The organism is Streptomyces sp. NPDC002092 (assembly GCF_053593775.1).
In genome coordinates this window covers 74707-93108 of record NZ_JBSFDG010000003.1, presented here as the reverse complement: position 1 = coordinate 93108, position 18402 = coordinate 74707, and the positions used below count along the sequence as shown (strand labels likewise).

The following is an 18402-nucleotide window of genomic DNA, read 5'->3' as shown; positions in this document are numbered from 1 at the left end:
ACAGCTGTCAGAAGTCGTACGGCTTCTTGGTGCTCCAGTTCAGCACGTCGGCCTCGTTCCAGCTGAACTGCTGCTTCTGGCTCTTCATGACGACGGAGTAGAAGGGGCCGTCGTGACCGCCCGCGCCCCGCAGCGCGATGGCCAGCGACTGCGCCGTGTGGTGCTTCGAGCCGTAGTCGAAGAGGTTCACCGCGCTGTATGCCGTGCCTTTGGGCTGGAGCGTGATGTGCTTGTCGCCGCCCGGGTTGTCCTTCTTCGAGTGCGGCAGCGCGACGTTGTGGACGTTCCAGTCGAGCACCACGTCCGGGTACGAGGTGACCCAGCAGGGCTTGGTGCCCTCGTTCACCGCGTTGATCAGCAGGTGGTCGCCCTGCTGACCGGCGAACCGGTGCACGGCGGTGACCAGCATCTCGTCTCCGCGGCACGGCTGGGCGCCGGCCGTCGTGCCCGTGCCCGCGGTCTCGTCCGTCCCGCCCTGCGCGGACGCCGGGCTCACCCCCTTCTTCGCGTTGCCACCGCTGGCGGCCTGCTCCGCGCTGCCCTTGCCGTCCCCGTTGGACACCGGCCGGCTCTGCGCGGTACCGGCGGCGTGGTCGCCGATCGCCGCCTTCGAGCCGTCGCCGGAGCCGCCGCAGGCGGTCAGGCCCAGCGCCAGCGCGCCGGTGACGGCGGCCAGGACGGCGGAACGGGCGATACGGCGCGTACGGTGCGTGGTCATGTTGAAAGCTCCCCCATGGTCTGCTGTTTCGCTGCACCCCATGAGATGACGCCCCGGCAGGCACCGTTCAGTCGGTTCTGTCCGCATTCGGTAACAGCAACTGAGCCCGGACACACCGGAGTTCAGAACCGGCTGACGCCCCAGCGCCCCCAGCACAGCAACAAGCCCCCTGCCCGCGGCGCGCAACCACAGGCAGGGGGCTTGATGAGTACGGGTTACTTCTTCTTGCCCTGGTTCTTGACCGCCTCGATGGCCGCCGCAGCCGCCTCCGGGTCGAGGTACTTGCCGCCGGGGGTGACCGGCTTGAAGTCGGCGTCGAGCTCGTAGTACAGCGGGATGCCGGTCGGGATGTTCAGGCCCGCGATGTCCGCGTCCGAGATGCCGTCCAGGTGCTTGACCAGGGCGCGGAGGCTGTTGCCGTGGGCGGCGACGAGGACCGTGCGGCCGGCCAGGAGGTCCGGGACGATGCCGTCGTACCAGTACGGGAGCATGCGGACGACGACGTCCTTCAGGCACTCCGTGCGGGGGCGCAGCTCCGGCGGGATCGACGCGTAGCGCGGGTCGGAGGACTGGGAGAACTCCGTGCCGTCCTCAAGGGGCGGGGGCGGGGTGTCGTACGAGCGGCGCCACAGCATGAACTGCTCCTCGCCGAACTCCGCGAGGGTCTGCGCCTTGTCCTTGCCCTGGAGGGCGCCGTAGTGGCGCTCGTTCAGGCGCCAGCTGCGGTGGACCGGGATCCAGTGGCGGTCCGCGGACTCCAGCGCGAGCTGCGCCGTGCGGATCGCGCGCTTCTGGAGGGACGTGTGGACCACGTCGGGGAGAAGGTCGGCGTCCTTCAGGAGCTCGCCACCGCGGACTGCCTCCTTCTCGCCCTTCTCGTTCAGGTTCACGTCCACCCAGCCGGTGAACAGGTTCTTCGCGTTCCACTCGCTCTCGCCGTGGCGGAGGAGGATCAGCTTGTACGGTGCGTCGGCCATGTCCCAGAGCGTAATCCACGCATTCGGGCCACAGGAGGCCCGCCCAGCAGGCGGACAGTTGACGGCATCTGTTAATTGAGTGGCCGGGCCCCTCGGTCCGTGCGTAAGTTGTGTCTGCCGTCTGCGCCACTTACGTCCATGGGGGATCTTGATGCCAGTCGCCAGTCTGAGACGTGCAGCCCGGGAGACCGTCTCCGGACTGCCCCGCGAGTTCTGGTGGCTGTGGACGAGCACCCTCGTCAACCGGCTCGGGGCGTTCGTCGCCACCTTCATGGCTCTGTACCTGACGATCGACCGCGGCTACTCCGCCTCCTACGCCGGTCTCGTCGCGTCCCTGCACGGGCTCGGCGGGGTCGTCTCCTCGCTCGGGGGCGGAGTCATGAGCGACAGGCTCGGGCGGCGGCCCACCCTGCTGATCGCCCAGTCGTCCACTGCCGCCTCCGTCGCCCTCCTCGGGTTCGTGCACGATCCCGTCACCATCGCCGCCGTCGCCTTCCTCGTCGGCATGGCGTCCAACGCCTCCCGGCCCGCCGTCCAGGCGATGATGGCCGACATCGTGCGGCCCGAGGACCGGGTGCGGGCCTTCTCCCTCAACTACTGGGCCATCAACCTCGGGTTCGCCGTCTCCTCCATGTCTGCGGGCTTCATCGCCGAGTTCAGCTATCTCGCCGGGTTTCTGATCGAGGCCGGGATGACCGCCCTCTGTGCGGTTGTCGTCTTTCTGAAGCTGCCCGAGTCCCGGCCGACGGCCACTGTCTCCAAGGGGGCGCGGGAGGATGCCGTCGGTCTCGGTGCCGTCATCCACGACAAGCGGTACATGGGGGTCGTCGGGCTGTCGTTCCTGGTCGCGCTCGTCTTTCAGCAGGGGTCCGTCGGGCTGCCCGTCGCCATGGGAGAGGCCGGGTTCACCCCCGCCGACTACGGCATGGCCATCGCCGTCAACGGCGTGCTGATCGTTGCGCTGCAGATCCCCGTCACACGGCTCATCGAGCGCCGGGATCCCCGGCGGCTGCTCGTCGTCTCGTCCCTGCTGGCCGGGTACGGCTTCGGGCTCACCGCCTTCGCCGGGTCGGTCGGCGTCTTCGCGCTCACCGTGTGCGTGTGGACTCTGGGCGAGATGGTCAACGCGCCGACGCAGACGGGGCTGGTCGTCCGGCTCTCACCTGTGCACGGACGGGGGCGCTACCAGGGCGTGTACACGCTGTCGTGGTCCCTCGCCGCGCTGGTCGCTCCGCTGATGTCCGGTGTCGTCATCGACCGGTTCGGGGCGGAGTGGCTGTGGGGGGTGTGCGCGGTCGTCGGCACGTTCGCGGCCATCGGATACGGCGCCCTGATGCGGCGGCTTCCGGCGTCGGAGCCGGCCGTTCCGGAGCAACCGCCACACGGCGGCCCGGCGTCCCAACCCATGCCGGAACAGAGCGGGCGCCGTTCCTCACTGCCGCCGAGGCCGAGCCCGGACTCGCCGACGGCTCACTGACGGGCGAAGCAGGTCTTCGAGGTTGACCGGCGGGGCGGCTCCGTCGCCGCTGAGGGGCCTGCCGGAGTTGCTTCGCAGGGAATGTGACACTTCGGCGATTATTGTTACGTTTCTGCGCCCACTACCCGGCGCGACGGCGACGTCATGAGGTGCCCGACGGTGCACATCGTGGCTGAGCTGGCGGCAAATGCGGCAACCGACGGCCGCGTACCGGGGCGTGACTTCCGGCTCACGCTCTACGTCGTCGGCGGCACCCTCCGCATCGAGGTCACCGACACACGGGTGACCGGCTGCCACCCGCCCAACTGCCCTCCGTCGACGCCGAGTCCGGCCGGGGGCTCGTGCTCGTCGATGCGCTGGCCGACCGTTGGGGCGCCGCACCGGGGCCGTATCCGCGCAAGACCGTCTGGGCCGAAGTCGCGCTCCCGGAACCAGTACCGTCACCGGAACCCGGCCCCCCGTGCTGCGGTGCCACGGGCGGCCTTCTCCAAGGAACTCGACGGTGAAAGAACCCCACCAAGCCCCAGCCCTCCCGCCCACAGCGCCCGCTAGGAAGAGTAGTCCCCGACGCCGGGCAGATCCCCGCCCCGCACCGAGAGCATCAGGACGCGGGGCGGGGAATCAAGCAACGCCCGGCACTCAGTGTCCGGAAACCTCAGTCGAAGGTTCCCTCGAGCTTGCCGAAGTCGGCGTCCCCCTTGACGTTGCCCACGTCGCTGGTCGGCCAGTCGTCGTGGCCGTCGGCGAGAGCCGGGGCCGCGCCTCCCAGCAGGACTGTCCCGGCGAGCGCGAGGGCGGCCAGCACGGCACGTGCACGCATGAGCGTCTCCTTCGGTAGGTGTGTGCTTGCCGGAGGTATGCCGCTCCGCCGCCGTGCGGGAAGCGGCACATGCCCACAAGCACCCGAATGCGGCCCCATGGCGCCACCCGCATGGGCGTAAGAGCAGCCATGACAAAGCCCTCCACCTGCGGTTGTCCGCCGGTGGAGGGCTTGTCGCCGTGGCTGTCGACCGGTGCCGGCGCTGTCAGGTCGCCGGCCGGTGGTCAGAAGCTGGCGTTCAGGCCGACCTGGTGCGGGAGGGCGCCGAAAGTGCCGCCGAGGGTGCCGAGGGCCGTCGCCTTGAGCGAGTCGAGCTCGGCCAGGGCGTCCGCGCTGCTGAGCGTCGTGGAGCCGGCGGTGAGGGAGACCTGCGGGGCCAGACCACCGGAGACGGCGTCGAGGTCGGCGTCGGAGATCTCGGCGGTCTGAACCTGGGGAGCGGAGTTCATGCTGAAACTGCCCTTCGCATGGATGTGCCAGAGGGGGAGCGGCCCCGCGGGGGGACAGAAGGCGGGGCTCGGTGCGCAGGATCAAACCACGGAGCGTGCCCGGCATCCAGTGCGAAGGCGCCCGGAGCTGAGCAGTTGAAACGGTCTGCCACCCAAGCGTGTGGGCATGCACACGAATTGGAGGCAGCTTCTCTACACCGAGCGCCGCACAGGAAGCCGCCAGGTGTTGCCCCGGCTGCCGCGAACAGGACAACTCCACACCAACGGAACTCATTCGCGCCGGAGTTGCGCATGGTTGCGCATTCACTGTGCAGATTCGGTCACGGATGCATCCGCGCGCCTTTCAGCACCTTGTCCACAGCGTTCTTCGGGCCGTGGACCGCCATCCCCACCAGGTCCAGATCGCGCGTCCCCACGGCCCGTACCGCCGCCCGGTTGTCGCGGTCGTTGCCTGTGGCGAACAAGTCGGACGTGAACAGCGACCGCGGCAGGGCCCGGGACAGCGCGCGCCCGTGGGCCGCCGTCAGCGTCTCCTTCGTTCCCTCGAAGACCAGTACCGGCTGGCGGAACATCGGCAGGTACTGGACGCCGTCCGCGTCCTCGTACGGCTCGCCGATCACCTCGGGAACCGCCGTCCCCAGGCCGCTGACCAGGAACGCGGTCACGTTCAGCCGCTGCCAGGGCTCCAGGTCCTCCCGCAGCAGGACGGCGATCTTGGTGTCGAAGGGCATCGGTTCAGTGCTCATGCACCGAGACTGCCGACCGTCGCACGGCCCCGTCTTGTACGTTCTTTGCATGGCCGCTCAGCGCCCCCGGCAGGAGGTCTCCGCCTGGCGCCCCCGGATACCCGGCGTCGTGGAGGTCTTCCACGCGCACTTCACCGAGTACGCCTACCCGATGCACGTCCACGAGGCGTGGACGCTGCTCATCGTGGACGACGGCGCCGTCCGGTACGACCTCGACCGGCATGAGCACGGCACCCCGCACGACACGGTCACCCTCCTCCCGCCGCACGTACCGCACAACGGCTCCCCCGCCACCCCGCACGGCTTCCGCAAGCGTGTCCTCTATCTCGACGGCACGCATCTGCGCGACGACCTCATCGGGGCCGCCGTGGACCAGCCGGACCTGCGCGACCCCGTGCTGCGCCGGCGCGTCGGGCAGTTGCACACCGCGCTCGCGCACGCCGGGGACGAGCTGGAGGCCGAGAGCAGGCTGACGTTCATCGGGGAGCGGCTGCGCTCCCGGCTGCGGCCGAGCTCCGGTGCCGACACCCCGCGGCCCGATCCCGTCCTCGCCCGCCGCCTGCGCGAACTCCTCGACGAGCGTGTCGTCGACGGCCTCACCCTCGACGAGGCCGCGGGGCTCGTGCACGCCCATCCCGCGCATCTCGTACGGGCTTTCAGCACCGCCTACGGCATCGCACCGCACCAGTACCTGAACTCCCGCCGCGTCGACCGCGCCCGCCGGCTCCTGCTCGACGGCCGGTCGCCGGGGGAGGTCGCAACCGCCACCGGGTTCTTCGACCAGTCCCATCTCACCCGGCATTTCCGGAAGTTGGTGGGAGTGACCCCGGGGCGTTATGCGAAGAAAATGTGACAAGGGCACCCATGCTCCACCCGCGACCGTATCTTCCGGCTCATGGACTGGCATGAGTGGCACCACGCGTACGACTCACCTGACTCCTATTTCGCCCGACGCCTGGCCCTCGTCCAAGAACGCGTCCGGCTCGCCCTCGACGAAGCCCCGCCCGGCCCGCTCACCGCAGTGAGCCTCTGCGCCGGCCAGGGCCGCGATCTGATCGGTGTGCTCCACGACCACCCCCGACGGGCCGACGTCCGGGCCCGGCTGGTCGAACTGGACGAACGCAACGTCACGGTGGCACGGGCTGCGGCGCGCGCCGCGGGGCTGCCGGACGTCGAAGTCCTCGCCGGGGACGCCTCACTGACCGACCACTACGCTCCTGTCGCGCCCGCCGACCTGGTCCTTGTCTGCGGGGTGCTCGGCAACCTGGTCGACGCCGACGTCGAGCGGACGATCGACCACCTCACGCAACTGTGCCGACCCGGCGGCACGGTCGTCTGGACCCGCACCCGGCACTTCGAGCCCGACCTGGTGCCCCAGATCTGCGCCTGGCTGGAGGAACGGGACTTCAAGCGGCTGTGGGTCTCCGACCCCAGCCTCGGCTACGGCGTCGGAGCCCACCGCTTCGCCGGTGAGCCCCGACCGCTGAATCCCGGGCAGCGCATGTTCGACTTCATCGGCTACGACACCCTCCGCAGGGGCTGAGCAGCAGCCCGAGCCGGCCTACAGCTCGCGCTGCGCCTGGTACAGGTTCCGTGGCCGGACCTCGTTCGTCGTGGGATACAGCTCCAGCCGCGCATGCAGGTCCCCGGTGAAGTCCGGCACGTCGGTCTGGTCGAACTCCGTGACCTCGTTGACGCCGACGGTCGCGGAGTACGGCGCGAGTCCGTCGATCTTCACCAGGCCCGCCCTGCCGTTCGTCACGCGGACGTTCCAGTGGGTGAAGCGGGCGCCGTAGAGAGGGCCTGCGTTCGCGTCGCCGCCGTGGCGGCCGTTGTTGTCGACGGTGATGTCGGTGCGGACGTTCGCGAAGGGCAGGCCCCGGTGGGAGTCGAAGGTGCCCATCTGCATGGTGCCGCGCGACCAGACGTTGTAGGAGGACAGGCCCTCGACGTTGATGCCGTGCAACTGCGTCCCGTCCGGGGCCGGGACCGTGCGCTGTTCGATCGTGAAGTCCTCGATCAGGTTGTCGTGCGAGCCCTCCCGGCAGAAGTAGGGGTGGTGCTCGCCGCGGCCGCCGACCCTGGTGCGGCGCAGGGTGCAGGAGGACGCGGCGATCAGGCCGAAGCCGTTGTCGACGTTGCGTACGGTCACGTCGTCCACCCAGCAGTCGTACGCGCACTGCAGGGCGACGCCGTTGTAGCCCTTGTCGAGGAGGTGCGGCGACTGGGGGGTCTCCATCACGTCGAGGGTGAGGCCTTCGACGCCCGATCCGGTCAACTCACGTACATGTGTGGTGAATTGAGGGTCCCATTCGGGGCGCAGGTCGAGCGGGAGCGGGCGCTCCAGCGTGACCTTGCGGCCGCGGACACGGGCCACCCGGACCGGCCACTCATAGGGGACGTACGACAGCAGTTTGGTCTTGTCCTGCCAGTAGTACGCCGCCGGTCCTGGGCCGCCGCCCGACATGTGCTGGAGGAGGGTGTGGCCGGCGTCGTCCCCGACGCGCAGCAGGACCAGGCGGCCGGGGCACAGCCGTGAGGGGTCGGCGACCGTCACCGTCCAGTCCCCTTGCCGCGCGGGCTCCACGGCCGTCAAGGGCTCCCACTCGTCCCGCTTGTTGCCGGTCCAGCCTTCGAAGGGCCAGGCCTGGGCCCTGATGGCGGCGACCAGTGATTCCCAACGGGCCTGTGGGGCCAGCCAGATCAGGCCGCCCGCCCAGGACCAGGCGGACTTGGTGCCGCCGTACCGGGAGCCGTAGACACCGATCAGCTCGGTGAGGCTTTTCGTCGCGTACAACGTCGTACGGCCGCTTCCGGCGCCGCGCAGCACGACGTTGTCGCACCCGATGTGGATGAGGCCGTCGATGCGGAAGGTCCCCGGCGGGATGGTGACGGTGCCGCCGCCGGCCCTCCCGGCGGCGGCGACGGCACGGTTGATCGCGGGGGCGCAGTCGGTCGAACCGCCCGCCTCGGCGCCGTAGTCGCGTACGTCGGCCACGGCGGGGCGGCGGGGGATGCGCGCCGCCCCGCGCAGGCAGCCGGCCCGGCCGACGTAAGGGATCTGCGGGTGGGTGAAGGGGGTGCGGGTGAACTCCCGCCAGATGCCGGGGACCTGGCCGCCGGTCGGGGCGGCGGAGGCGCGTGTGCCGGTCGCCGCGGCGGCGGCCACAGCGGTGGCGCCGGCGAGGAGACTCCGTCTGGTCATGCCCTGGTGCGCCGTGCTCATTCCGTACGTCCTTTCCATGCGGCTCTTCATGGATGTGAACGACGTTCAGATTTGCGTCGGCCGTGAGCATGCCATGAGGGACCGTGGTCGGAAAGGGGGCGTGCGGGAGTTATTCAGCAGTGCGCTGGGTCAGGTGCGTGAACGCGTCCAGGTTGCGCGTCGACTCTCCCCGCGCCACCCGCCAGGCGTACTCCTTGCGGATCGCGGACGCGAAGCCGAGCTCCAGCAGGGTGTTGAAACTGCCGTCCGCCGCCTCCAGGACCTGGCCGAGGAGGCGATCGATCTCGTCAGGGGTGACGGCGGAGTGGGGGAGCTTGCCCGCGACGTAGATGTCGCCGAGCTGGTCGACCGCGTAACTCACGCCGTACAGCTTGAGATTGCGTTCCAGCAGCCAGCGGTGGACGCCGGGCTCGTTCTCGTCGGGGTGGCGGATGACGAACGCGTTGAGGGACAGGGAGTGGCGGCCGACCAGGAGGGAGACGGTCGTCTTCAGCTTCCGGGTGCCGGGCAGCTGTACGACGTAGTTGCCGGGGGCGGGGCTCTCCCATTCGAGTTCGGCGTCCTTCAGGACGCCCTCGATCACCTGGGCGGCTTTCTCTGCATCAGCCATGGTGGGAGCGTACGCGACGCCGGTACGACTGCATCGCGGCCGTGTAGACGTCCGCCGTGGTGGCGGCCGCGGTGTCCCAGCCGAAGGACCGGGCGTGCTTGGCGGCGGCCGCGCCCATGCGGGACGGGAGCGTCGGATCGTCGGCGAATTCGGACAGCACGCGCGCGTAGTCGGCCGGATGGTGGCCTCGTACGAGGAAACCGGTCTCCCGGTCGCTCACGGCCACCGGAAGACCGCCGACCGAGGCCGCGAGCACCGGTGTGCCGGCCGCCTGCGCCTCGATGGCGACCAGGCCGAAGGACTCGCTGTAGGACGGCATGACAAGGACGGACGCGGCGCGGAACCAGTCCGCGAGCTGGTCCTGGCCGACCGGCGGGCGGAAGCGCACCACGTCCGCGATGCCCAGGCGGGCAGCGAGTTTCTGCAGGCCCTCGGGCTTGGCGAGGCCGCTGCCGCTGGGGCCGCCGACGACCGGTACGACGATGCGGGAGCGCAGCTCGGGGCGCTCGTCGAGGAGGACGGCGACCGCGCGCAGCAGCACGTCCGGGGCCTTCAGGGGCTGGATGCGGCCCGCGAAGAGGGGGATCAGGGCGTCCTGCGGGAGGTCGAGGCGGGCGCGGGCGGCGGCGCGGCCGTCGGCCGGGCGGAAGCGGTCCAGGTTGACGCCCGGGTGGACCACGGCGACCTTGCCGGGGTCGGCGCTGTAGTGCCGTACCAGCTCGTCGGCCTCCTCCGCCGTGTTGGCGATGAGCCGGTCGGCCGCCTCGACGATCTGGGTCTCGCCGATCACGCGGGCCGCGGGCTCGGGGGTGTCGCCGTCGGCCAGGTTGGCGTTCTTGACCTTGGCCATGGTGTGCATGGCATGCACCAGGGGGGCGCCCCAGCGCTGGGCGGCGAGCCAGCCGACGTGGCCGGAGAGCCAGTAGTGGGAGTGCACGAGGTCGTAGTAGCCGGGACGGTGGCCCGCCCAGGCCTGCATCACCCCGTGCGTGAAGGCACACAGCTGCGCCGGCAGCTCCTCCTTCGCCAGTCCCTCGTACGGGCCCGCGTCGACGTGGCGGACGAGGACACCAGGGGCCAGCTCGACACTCGGAGGGAGGGCGGCCGTGGTCGCGCGCGTGAAGATCTCGACCTCGATGTTGATCGCGGCGAGGCGCTGCGCGAGCTCCACGATGTAGACGTTCATGCCGCCGGCGTCGCCCGTGCCGGGCTGGTGGAGCGGTGAGGTGTGCACGGAGAGCATGGCGACGCGGCGCGGGCGGCGGTGCAGCCTCAGCCGCGGGGGCGCCTGCTGGGAGCGTCGCCCGAGCCTGCTGACGTACTGGCTCACGTGGCGTTCCTCCTTGTGCGGGCATGCCTGGGGGAGGGTGTGGGGCGCCCTCCAAGGGAGGCAACAGCGCGGGGAGGGGTTCCCATCCCCGGCGGAGCCGATTTTGCCGAGGCGTTACCGGAGATCGCTCAACCGTTCGACGCTGAGGTGCGTGGGGTCGCGTGCCGTCCGCATACCCTCGTAGGCATGACTTCCCGCGCCACGCCCCGCCCTGTGGGAACCGTGACGCGCGGGACGACCAACCCCAACCGGCTGCGCCGCATGGACCGCTGGATCGCGGCCACGCACGGCGCCGAGCTGCGCCGCGCCGCCGATCCCGTCGCCGTCGACCTCGGCTACGGCGCCGCCCCCTGGACGGCCGTCGAACTCCTCACCCGGCTCCGCACGGCGGCGCCCCGCACGCGCGTGGTCGGCGTCGAGATCGAACCGGCCCGGGTGACGGCGGCCAAGCCGTACGAGCGCGACGGGCTCGCCTTCCGGCACGGCGGGTTCGAGATCCCCCTCCCCCAGCGGCCGCATCTCGTCCGCGCGGCCAACGTGCTGCGCCAGTACGACGAGGCCGAGGTCGCCGCGGTGTGGCAGCGGCTGTGCGCCCGGCTGGCCCCGGCGACCGCGCGCTCCCGCGGCGGGCTGCTGGTCGAGGGGACCTGTGACGAGATCGGGCGACGGCACGTGTGGGTCGCACTCGGCCCCGAGGGGCCGCGGACGGTCACCTTCGCCACCCGGCTCGGCTCCCTGGACCGGCCCTCGGACCTCGCCGAACGCCTCCCCAAGGCGCTCATCCACCGCAATGTCCCCGGTGAACCCGTGCACGCCTTCCTGCGTGACTTCGACCGCGCCTGGTCCGCCGCCGCGCCCTACGCCTCCTACGGCGCCCGCCAGCGCTGGATCCGTGCGGTGCGGGATCTGACGGCCGACTGGCCGGTGACGGACGGGGCCGGGCGGTGGCGGCAGGGCGAAGTGACGGTGACCTGGGAGGCGTTGGCGCCCCGCAGCTGACCGGCCTTCACCCCTGACCTGCGGGGAACGATCTCCGTGAGTCGTTCGTCACAAAGGCGGGGAGATCGCGTACGGCACCGGGGAAGGGGGGAAATCCGACGTGCGTGCAGCTCTGTCGGTTTGCGCGTCGGCGTGGCACGATCCCTCAGACATCGTAAGTTACTGACGGTAAATCAGGTTTGGGGGTAGCGGTATGGGTACGGGCAAGCGCGGCCTCATCGCGATGGCCGTGACCGTGGTCTGCGCGGTCACCGTGCTGGCGGCGCCGGGGACGGCGTTCGCGAATGCCGGCCGGACGCCCTCCCCCAGCACCTCTCCCTCCCCGGACCCCTCCGCCTCCGCGACTCCCGTGCCGAGCAAGGACCTTGAGGCGATCCGCGAGAAGCTCGACCAGCTCTACCACGACGCCGCCGTCGCCACGGACGCGTACAACGCGGCCGAGGAGAAGGCCAAGCAGCAGTCCGCCGCGATCGTCGACCTGGCGCAGAAGATCGTCAAGGGACAGCAGAGGCTGGACCAGTTGAAGCAGCGGGCGGGCGCCGCGGCCGCCGCCCAGTACCGCACCGGCGGCCTGCCCGACGAGGCCCAGCTGCTGCTCAGCGACAACCCGCAGCAGTTCCTCGACGGCGCGGGCCGGGTGCTGGAGGGCGAGCGCGCGACCAAGGGCCTGATCGTGGAAATGACCCGCACCCAGCAGGACTTGAAGCAGTACGCCGCGGACGCCGCCGACCAGTGGAACAAGCTGGAGGCGGGCCGCAAGGCGAAGGACGCCGCCCGGAAGAAGATCAAGCAGCAGATCGCGGCCGCCGAGAAGCTCGAGAGCCGGCTGGAGAAGAAGGAGAAGGAGCGCCTCGCCGAGCTGGAGCAGGAGGCCGCCCTCCAGGCACAGACCGCCTGGCTCGACTCCGGGATCCTCGACGAGATCAACGGCAAGGCGTCCGAACTGGGCAAGAAGGCGGTCGCGTACGCCACGGCGCAGATCGGAAAACCGTACGAATGGGGCGCCGAGGGCCCGGAGACCTACGACTGCTCGGGGCTCACCTCACAGGCGTGGGCGGCCGCGGGGCACGCCATTCCGCGCACCTCGCAGGAGCAGTGGAAGCAGTTGCAGCACGTCGGCATCAAGGACATGCGGCCCGGCGACCTCATCATCTACTTCGACGACGCCAGCCATGTCGGGATGTACATCGGCGACGGCGCCATCGTGCACGCCCCGCGGCCGGGGCGGACGGTGACGATCACGGGGGCGGGGTCCATGCCGATCCTCGGGGTGGTGCGGCCGGACGCATAGGGAGGGCTGCCGGGCGGGCGCGTGAACCCCGTCACGTGACCCACTGCACGCTGAACACCCCGGCAAACCCAGGGTGGACGTGACGTTCGTCATTCCTGCCCCGTGCCCCTCCTGTCCAACTGCGATACGGATCGCGGCATATGACAGTGGCGCCTGGCCAAGCAGCGTGTCTCACGCCATTCCTTTACGGCGCCGGCACCCGCTATGGTCCCCGTCGGTGGATCGAGATCTCTCGCTCCGCCTGCCCTCGGGGGGAGGGAAGGAACTCAACAAGATGCCCGTACCCATACCGCGGCAGAGAGCGATCCCGGCCGCGGAGAGTGGTCAGGCGCAGGCCGCGCAACAAGGCGGCACCTCCACGGACCAGACCCCGCGCAAGGAAGCCACGGTCGACAAGAACGCCGCCACCGCCACGAACCTGACGCTGCTGCTGATCGAGGACGATCCCGGCGGCTCCACCGTCATACCCGAGCTGCAGGACTCGGCCGGCCGTCCGATCCGCGTCCGCGCCGCCCGCAACCTCACCGAGGCCGCGCGGCTGCTGACCGACGACGTCCACTGCATCCTGCTGGACCTCGCGCTGCCCGCCCCCGGCCGCAGCGATGACGACGACGAGCTCGCCGTGCTCAAGCACGTACTGGAGCTCGCGCCCCGGCACGCCGTCCTCGCGCTCACCGCGTCCGGTGACGCCGAGCGCGCCGCCGAGGCGGTGCGGGTCGGCGCCCAGGACTACCTCTTCCGGGACGAACTGGACGGCCGGCTGCTGAGCCGGGCGATCCGCTACGCCGTGGAGCGGAAGCGTTCCGACACGGCCGAGCGGCGGCTCGCCGAGGGCCGGGTGCGGGCGCAGGAGAACCGGCGGCTGGAGCGGGGGCTGCTCCCCACACCGCTGCTGGAGGGCTCGTCGCTGCGGTTCGCCGCGCGGTACCGGCCAGGGCGGTCGCGGGCGCTGCTCGGGGGTGACTTCTACGACGTCGTACGGACGCCGGACGGCACCGTGCACGCCATGATCGGCGACGTCTGCGGGCACGGCCCGGACGAGGCGGCGCTCGGCGTGGAGCTGCGGATCGCCTGGCGGGCGCTCACCCTGGCGGGACTGTGCGGTGACGAGCTGCTCGGGACGCTGCAGCAGGTGCTGGAGCACGAGCGGTCCGACGACGAGATCTTCGCGACCCTCTGCACGGTGGACATCTCGCCGGACGAGCGGCAGGCCGGGCTGTGTCTGGCCGGGCATCCGTCGCCGCTGATCGCCCGGCCGGGGCGGCCGGCGAAGCTGCTGCCGTACGACAACAACGGGCCGGCCCTCGGACTGCTGCCGGGGGCGCGGTGGCCTCGGATGCAGGTCGAGTTGGGGCGGGAGTGGAGCCTGATGCTCTACACCGACGGGTTGATCGAGGGGCGGATCGGGGAGGGGCGCCTGGAGCGGCTGGGGCAGGACGGAATGGTGGAGATGGTTCGGCGGCAGTTGGCCGAGGGGCTGCGGGGCGAAGCCTTGCTTCGGGCCGCCGTGAACGAGGTTCGTGAGCTCAATGGGGGCGAGCTGACGGATGACGTGGCGGTGCTGCTGCTGGACCGGGGGGTCTGAGCGGAGGCTCGCCGCGCTCCCCCGACCGGTGGTTGTCAGCGGCCGCCGTTGTAGGGGCCGTACGGGCCGTCGCTGCTGCTGCCGCCCTTGCGGCGCCCGAATCCGCCGCCCGAGACCTGCTTGAGAGCCGGGCGTACGTCCACGAAGAAGACGATCGTGGCGACGAGGCCCGCGATCTGCAGGAAGAGCATCGGCACCAGTAGGTTCACCGCGACCGCGATGCCAAGGATGATCAGCCAGAAGACCTTGTTCTGCTTGTCGGCGGCGCGGTACGCGTCGTCGCGGAACAGCGCGGCCATCACCAGCGCCACAACGGCGAGGACCAGCATGGCCAGAAAGAGCAGCCCCAGGAACCCTGCGAAGCCCTGCATCAGCACTACGTCCACCACCCGACTCGGCTTGTCCCTACGCGGTCACCGTACCCGTTCCCGAACACCGGCTACCCGCACAACGGGCCGGGCGCTCCAGGAGTGCCCGACCCGTTACCGATCACCCGTCCGTGTTACTTCGCGGGCGGCGTCGTCTTCTTGGCGGTGGTGGTGGTCTTGCGGGCCGGCGCCTTCTTGGCGGCGGGCTTCTTCGCCGTAGCGGGGGTGGCCGTGGCCTCGGCCGGCTTGGCGGCGTCCTCCTTGGCCGCGACCGGCTCGGCCTTCGGCTCGACGGCGATGGCGAGGTCCTCGATCTCCTCGGCCGCCTCGCCGCGCCAGGTCTTCACGGCCTGCTCGCCGTGCTCGGCGACCTTCTCGTAGGTCTCGCGGGCCTTCACGGCGTACTCGGCGGCGACGCCGACACCGCGCAGCGCGAGGTCCTGGGCGGACTCGCCGAGCTTCTTCAGGTCGGCGTCGATGGTGGAGCCGAGCTTCTTGATGTCACCGTCGATGGTCGCCAGGAACTCGGTGACCTTGGCCTGGAGGTTCTCCTGGGTCTCCTTGACCTTGGCGCCGGCCTCCTTGGCGCGGGCCTGGGCCTTCTCCTGGACGGCCTTCGGGTCGGTGGTGCGGACGGCCTCGAAACGGGCCGGGGCCTCGGCGCGCAGCTGCTCCACGAGGCCGGGCACCTTCTTGGCCTGCTGAAGGGCCAGGTCGGCGGTGCCGGCGGCGAAGTAGAGCGGCGTCGGGTCGCTGAGGGTCTTGCGGAGGTCGTCGGTGATGGCCATGGTGATGGTCCTCCGGGGTCGCTTGCAGCTGAGGGTTTTGGTGGCCGCAGGCAGCGTGGCCGGTCTGCTCAACCGGTGGGCCGCTGCGGGTCGTGCGGTTCGGCATCGTTGCCGTCGGACGTGCGGGTGCGGCGCGTGGCGGACCTGCGTCCGCCGGCCGTGCGGGTCTTGCGGGTACGGCGCTCACCGGTCTGCTCGCCGTCGTCCTCGCGGGGGCGGCGTATCGCAGCGTCGGTGTCCTGAACGTCCCGGGCGTCCGTGGCGCCCTGGCCGGGCTCGGCGGACAGGACCACCGCGCCGGCCTCCAAGGGCGCCTCGGTCACCTCGTCCGCCGCGCCGGCGATCCCGAACCCGTTCTCCTTGCGGAAGGACTCGTAGATCTGGAGCAGCACCTGCTTCTGCCGCTCGTTCAGCGTGGGATCGGCGAGGATGACGGCACGCGTCTCCACCTCGTCCCGGTCCCGCTCGGCGTCGAGGATGCCGGCGCGGACGTACAGCGTCTCGGCGGAGATCCGCAGCGCCTTGGCGACCTGCTGCAACACCTCCGCGCTCGGCTTGCGCAGCCCGCGCTCGATCTGGCTCAGATACGGATTGGACACCCCGGCGGCGTCGGCGAGCTGCCTGAGCGACAGCTGCGCGGTGCGCCGCTGCTCGCGCAGGTATTCGCCGAGATTGCCGACGTTGAGCGATGCCATGCCTCCACCTTGCACCATCGCCGCTAACTATTGCAAGCAGCCGCTTGCAATAGTGCGCCATGCCACTCGGGAGGGTGCATCGGCCCGGGGCCGGGCGCTCTCACGCCGGGCGCCCCGAGCGTCAGCGCCCGGCGCGCCGGTCCCTGAGCCACTCCTCCAGTGCGGCGAAGTCCGCGTCGGTGAGCCCGTACCGGTGGTCGACCCGGTGCAGCAGGGCGGGCGCCGGATGGTGTGCGGCGACCCAGGCACGGTCGGCGGGGGTGATCTCGTCGTCGACCCAGACGAAGGGGCGGCCGTCCGCCCGGGCCACCAGGGGCCGGGTCTTCCAGTGCAACGGCGTCGCCGGCTCGTCCTCGTCCGGCCAGTCCACCGACGGCAGCGGGGGCAGGCCGAGCCAGGGCGCGACGCACACGTTCGCGTCGTCCAGCCAGGTCGTCGCCCACACCAGCTCGCAGTCCAGCGCCGCGAGTCGCGCGCCGAGCGCGGGGTCGATGCGCTTCAGGAGCGGCTGCCCGGCGACCGCCGCCCGCGGCAGCGGAAAGCGCGGCTCGTACGACGGATACGGGTGCGCCGAGCCGAACGGGATCAGCGTTCCGTCGATGTCGAGGAAGAGCAGCATCAGCCCTGGAAACCCTGCTCCGCCAGGATCTTGTCGATGCGTGCCCGGTGTGCCGCCTCCCACGCGTCCAGCGACTCGTCGGCCTCCTTCGCGAGCTTGGCCCGGGCGGCCGTGAGCACCTCGGCACCGCGGGCGGCGGGCACGCAGACGACGCCCTCCTCGTCGGCCACGACGATGTCGCCCGCCTCGACCCGTACGCCACCGCACGTCACCGGCTCACCCAGCGGCCGTACGACCGACTTGGCGCCCGGGATCGGGATGACACCGCGGGCGAACACCGGGAACCGTGCCTCCCGCACCTCGGCGAGATCGCGGATCAGCCCGTCGAGCACGAAGGCCGCGACGCCGCGCCGCTGGGCGACGGCACAGACGTTGCCGCCCGCGAGCGCCCGGTCCAGGTCCCCGGACTCCACGACGACGACCGATCCGGGCCCGGCGCGGTGGATGGCCGCGTGCAGCATCAGGTTGTCGCCGGGCGGGCAGCTGACGGTGAAGGCCGGTCCGGCCACCCGCCCGTGCGGCCCCCACAGGGGACGGATCCCGATGTCCATGACCTGTCCGCGGCCCAGGAGGTCGGCAAGGGTGGTGGTGGGAACGGCCCGGAACTCGGTGGCGTCAGTCATACGTCTGACGTTATCGTCCGGTGCATGACTGCCGGGTCGGCCTTGTGCCGTGAGCGAGTTGGGTGCCCGGCCTCTGAGTGAGGCCAGGGCGGGCGCGAAGCCCGCCTCTTTCTCTGCGCCGCCTTCGCATCCTTCGGAAGACACCAGCTGCAGAGAAAGAAGAGAATGCCCAACGACGACAACAAGAAGTTCATCGACTTCAATCAGCAGGTCATCGACGAGTTCCGCGCCCACCACGGCCGCGTCGGCGGCCCCTTCGAGGGCGGCCGGCTGCTCCTGCTGACCACCACCGGCGCCCGCACCGGCACCCCGCACACCACTCCCGTCGCCTACTTCCCCGACGGCGGCTGGGGGTCCCCCCACGCCTTTAAGCAGTGGGGGAGCGTCCTGGTCATCGCCTCCGCGGCCGGCTCCCCCAAGCACCCGGACTGGTACCACAACCTCCTCGCCCACCCCCGCGTCACCGTGGAGAGCGGTGTGTTCACGTACGAGGCCGAGGCCGTCGTACTGGCCGGCGAGGAGCGGGAGCAGGCCTGGGCGCGGGCGGTGGAGGCCGACCCGGGCTGGGCCGAGTACCAGAGGAAGACCGAGCGGATCATCCCGGTGGTCGCCCTGCACGCGATCACGAACGGCGGCCCCGGGAAGATCAACGCCTCCTCGCCGGGCGAGGCGATCAAGGTGGTGCACGACGCCTTCCGCCGTGAACTCGCCCTGATCCGCAAGGAGATGGCGGCCGGCAACGGCACCCTCGGCGCCCAGCTGCGCGTCAACTGCCTGACCTTCTGCCAGGGACTGCACAACCACCACACCGGCGAGGACACGATGATGTTCCCGTTCCTCTCCGACCGCCGCCCCGAGGCGAACCCGGTGCTCACACGCCTGAGCGAGGAGCACGAGCGGATCGCCGTCCTGGTGGCGGAGCTGCGCCGCGCGCTTGCCGACGAGGACCCGGCCGCGGCCCGTGCCGAGGTCGAGCGCCTCACCCTCGACCTCGAAGCCCATCTGACGTACGAGGAGCAGGAGTTGATCCCCCTCCTCGACGCCCCGGCCTGACCCGCGGGCGGCCGCCGCCGGCCTCGGC

At 70.9% G+C, this 18402-nt stretch carries 20 protein-coding genes and 1 pseudogene; 8 read left to right on the top strand and 13 right to left on the bottom strand.

The features are described 5' to 3' along the window. Nucleotides 1-7: 7 nt before the first annotated feature. Both ACWCRD_RS07825 and ACWCRD_RS07820 read right to left on the bottom strand, forming a co-directional pair. The gene (locus ACWCRD_RS07825) at nt 8-718 is read right to left on the bottom strand and encodes a DUF4232 domain-containing protein (protein WP_450965052.1); all 711 of its coding nucleotides are present in this window, start codon (nt 716-718) and stop codon (nt 8-10) included. Nucleotides 719-933: 215 nt separating this feature from the next. Then, complete coding sequence (locus ACWCRD_RS07820; protein ID WP_450965051.1) at nt 934-1695, bottom strand: phosphoglyceromutase; 762 nt, start codon at nt 1693-1695, stop codon at nt 934-936. A gap of 151 nt (nt 1696-1846) precedes the next feature. On the opposite strand from ACWCRD_RS07820, the gene ACWCRD_RS07815 reads away from it, so the two are divergent. Together ACWCRD_RS07815 and ACWCRD_RS07810 are read left to right on the top strand one after the other, a co-directional pair. Continuing rightward, nucleotides 1847-3172 (top strand): MDR family MFS transporter, encoded by a 1326-nt coding sequence (locus ACWCRD_RS07815; protein WP_450965050.1) that lies wholly within the window; start codon nt 1847-1849, stop codon nt 3170-3172. A gap of 162 nt (nt 3173-3334) precedes the next feature. Further along, nucleotides 3335-3678, top strand: a pseudogene (locus tag ACWCRD_RS07810) (ATP-binding protein); the annotation flags it as partial. A gap of 149 nt (nt 3679-3827) precedes the next feature. On the opposite strand, the gene ACWCRD_RS07805 reads toward ACWCRD_RS07810, so the two are convergent. The 3 genes from ACWCRD_RS07805 to ACWCRD_RS07795 form a co-directional block, all read right to left on the bottom strand. Continuing rightward, a complete protein-coding gene (locus ACWCRD_RS07805; protein WP_450965049.1) occupies nt 3828-3992 on the bottom strand; it encodes a hypothetical protein in 165 nt (54 codons plus the stop codon). 224 nt (nt 3993-4216) lie between these two features. After that, nucleotides 4217-4441 carry a hypothetical protein gene (locus ACWCRD_RS07800; RefSeq protein ID WP_450965048.1) on the bottom strand — a complete coding sequence of 75 codons (225 nt, stop codon included), beginning with the start codon at nt 4439-4441 and terminating at the stop codon, nt 4217-4219. Between the two features lie 320 nt (nt 4442-4761). Next, nucleotides 4762-5238, bottom strand: a complete 477-nt coding sequence (locus tag ACWCRD_RS07795) for a DUF2000 family protein (RefSeq protein WP_450965047.1) — start codon at nt 5236-5238, stop codon at nt 4762-4764. On the opposite strand from ACWCRD_RS07795, the gene ACWCRD_RS07790 reads away from it, so the two are divergent. Both ACWCRD_RS07790 and ACWCRD_RS07785 read left to right on the top strand, forming a co-directional pair. Beyond that, complete coding sequence (locus tag ACWCRD_RS07790; protein ID WP_450965046.1) at nt 5237-6040, top strand: AraC family transcriptional regulator; 804 nt, start codon at nt 5237-5239, stop codon at nt 6038-6040. The genes ACWCRD_RS07795 and ACWCRD_RS07790 overlap by 2 nt on opposite strands. Nucleotides 6041-6082: 42 nt before the next feature. Then, nucleotides 6083-6730 carry a class I SAM-dependent methyltransferase gene (locus tag ACWCRD_RS07785; protein WP_450965045.1) on the top strand — a complete coding sequence of 216 codons (648 nt, stop codon included), beginning with the start codon at nt 6083-6085 and terminating at the stop codon, nt 6728-6730. An 18-nt stretch (nt 6731-6748) separates the two neighbouring features. Here the strand turns inward: ACWCRD_RS07785 and ACWCRD_RS07780 are convergent, their stop codons facing one another. The 3 genes from ACWCRD_RS07780 to mshA all read right to left on the bottom strand — a co-directional run bounded on the left by ACWCRD_RS07780 (nt 6749) and on the right by mshA (nt 10353). Continuing rightward, nucleotides 6749-8413 carry a glycosyl hydrolase family 28-related protein gene (locus ACWCRD_RS07780; RefSeq protein WP_450965044.1) on the bottom strand — a complete coding sequence of 555 codons (1665 nt, stop codon included), beginning with the start codon at nt 8411-8413 and terminating at the stop codon, nt 6749-6751. A gap of 109 nt (nt 8414-8522) precedes the next feature. After that, nucleotides 8523-9023: a YbjN domain-containing protein gene (locus ACWCRD_RS07775; protein ID WP_450965043.1), complete on the bottom strand. Its 501-nt coding sequence runs from the start codon at nt 9021-9023 to the stop codon at nt 8523-8525. Next, the gene (gene mshA, locus ACWCRD_RS07770) at nt 9016-10353 is read right to left on the bottom strand and encodes a D-inositol-3-phosphate glycosyltransferase (protein WP_450965042.1); all 1338 of its coding nucleotides are present in this window, start codon (nt 10351-10353) and stop codon (nt 9016-9018) included. Before mshA ends, ACWCRD_RS07775 begins: the two co-directional genes overlap by 8 nt. A 186-nt stretch (nt 10354-10539) precedes the next feature. On the opposite strand from mshA, the gene ACWCRD_RS07765 reads away from it, so the two are divergent. The 3 genes from ACWCRD_RS07765 to ACWCRD_RS07755 all read left to right on the top strand — a co-directional run bounded on the left by ACWCRD_RS07765 (nt 10540) and on the right by ACWCRD_RS07755 (nt 14228). After that, nucleotides 10540-11352: a class I SAM-dependent methyltransferase gene (locus ACWCRD_RS07765; protein ID WP_450965041.1), complete on the top strand. Its 813-nt coding sequence runs from the start codon at nt 10540-10542 to the stop codon at nt 11350-11352. Nucleotides 11353-11545: 193 nt separating this feature from the next. Next, on the top strand, nt 11546-12643 hold the full coding sequence (locus tag ACWCRD_RS07760; RefSeq protein WP_450965040.1) for an NlpC/P60 family protein: 1098 nt from the start codon (nt 11546-11548) through the stop codon (nt 12641-12643). 274 nt (nt 12644-12917) lie between these two features. After that, nucleotides 12918-14228: a PP2C family protein-serine/threonine phosphatase gene (locus ACWCRD_RS07755; protein ID WP_450965039.1), complete on the top strand. Its 1311-nt coding sequence runs from the start codon at nt 12918-12920 to the stop codon at nt 14226-14228. Nucleotides 14229-14263: 35 nt separating this feature from the next. Here the strand turns inward: ACWCRD_RS07755 and ACWCRD_RS07750 are convergent, their stop codons facing one another. The 5 genes from ACWCRD_RS07750 to ACWCRD_RS07730 all read right to left on the bottom strand — a co-directional run bounded on the left by ACWCRD_RS07750 (nt 14264) and on the right by ACWCRD_RS07730 (nt 17321). Next, nucleotides 14264-14599: a DUF2516 family protein gene (locus ACWCRD_RS07750; protein ID WP_450965412.1), complete on the bottom strand. Its 336-nt coding sequence runs from the start codon at nt 14597-14599 to the stop codon at nt 14264-14266. 131 nt (nt 14600-14730) lie between these two features. Beyond that, the gene (locus ACWCRD_RS07745; RefSeq protein ID WP_450965038.1) at nt 14731-15384 is read right to left on the bottom strand and encodes a hypothetical protein; all 654 of its coding nucleotides are present in this window, start codon (nt 15382-15384) and stop codon (nt 14731-14733) included. A gap of 68 nt (nt 15385-15452) precedes the next feature. After that, complete coding sequence (locus ACWCRD_RS07740; protein WP_450965037.1) at nt 15453-16079, bottom strand: helix-turn-helix domain-containing protein; 627 nt, start codon at nt 16077-16079, stop codon at nt 15453-15455. Nucleotides 16080-16200: 121 nt separating this feature from the next. Beyond that, complete coding sequence (locus tag ACWCRD_RS07735) at nt 16201-16698, bottom strand: HAD domain-containing protein (protein WP_450965036.1); 498 nt, start codon at nt 16696-16698, stop codon at nt 16201-16203. Next, nucleotides 16698-17321 (bottom strand): RraA family protein, encoded by a 624-nt coding sequence (locus tag ACWCRD_RS07730; RefSeq protein WP_450965035.1) that lies wholly within the window; start codon nt 17319-17321, stop codon nt 16698-16700. The genes ACWCRD_RS07735 and ACWCRD_RS07730 overlap by 1 nt, the downstream gene beginning before the upstream one ends. Before the next feature lie 165 nt (nt 17322-17486). Between ACWCRD_RS07730 and ACWCRD_RS07725 the strand changes: the two genes are divergently transcribed. After that, nucleotides 17487-18374, top strand: a complete 888-nt coding sequence (locus ACWCRD_RS07725) for a nitroreductase/quinone reductase family protein (RefSeq protein WP_450965034.1) — start codon at nt 17487-17489, stop codon at nt 18372-18374. Nucleotides 18375-18402: the final 28 nt, after the last annotated feature.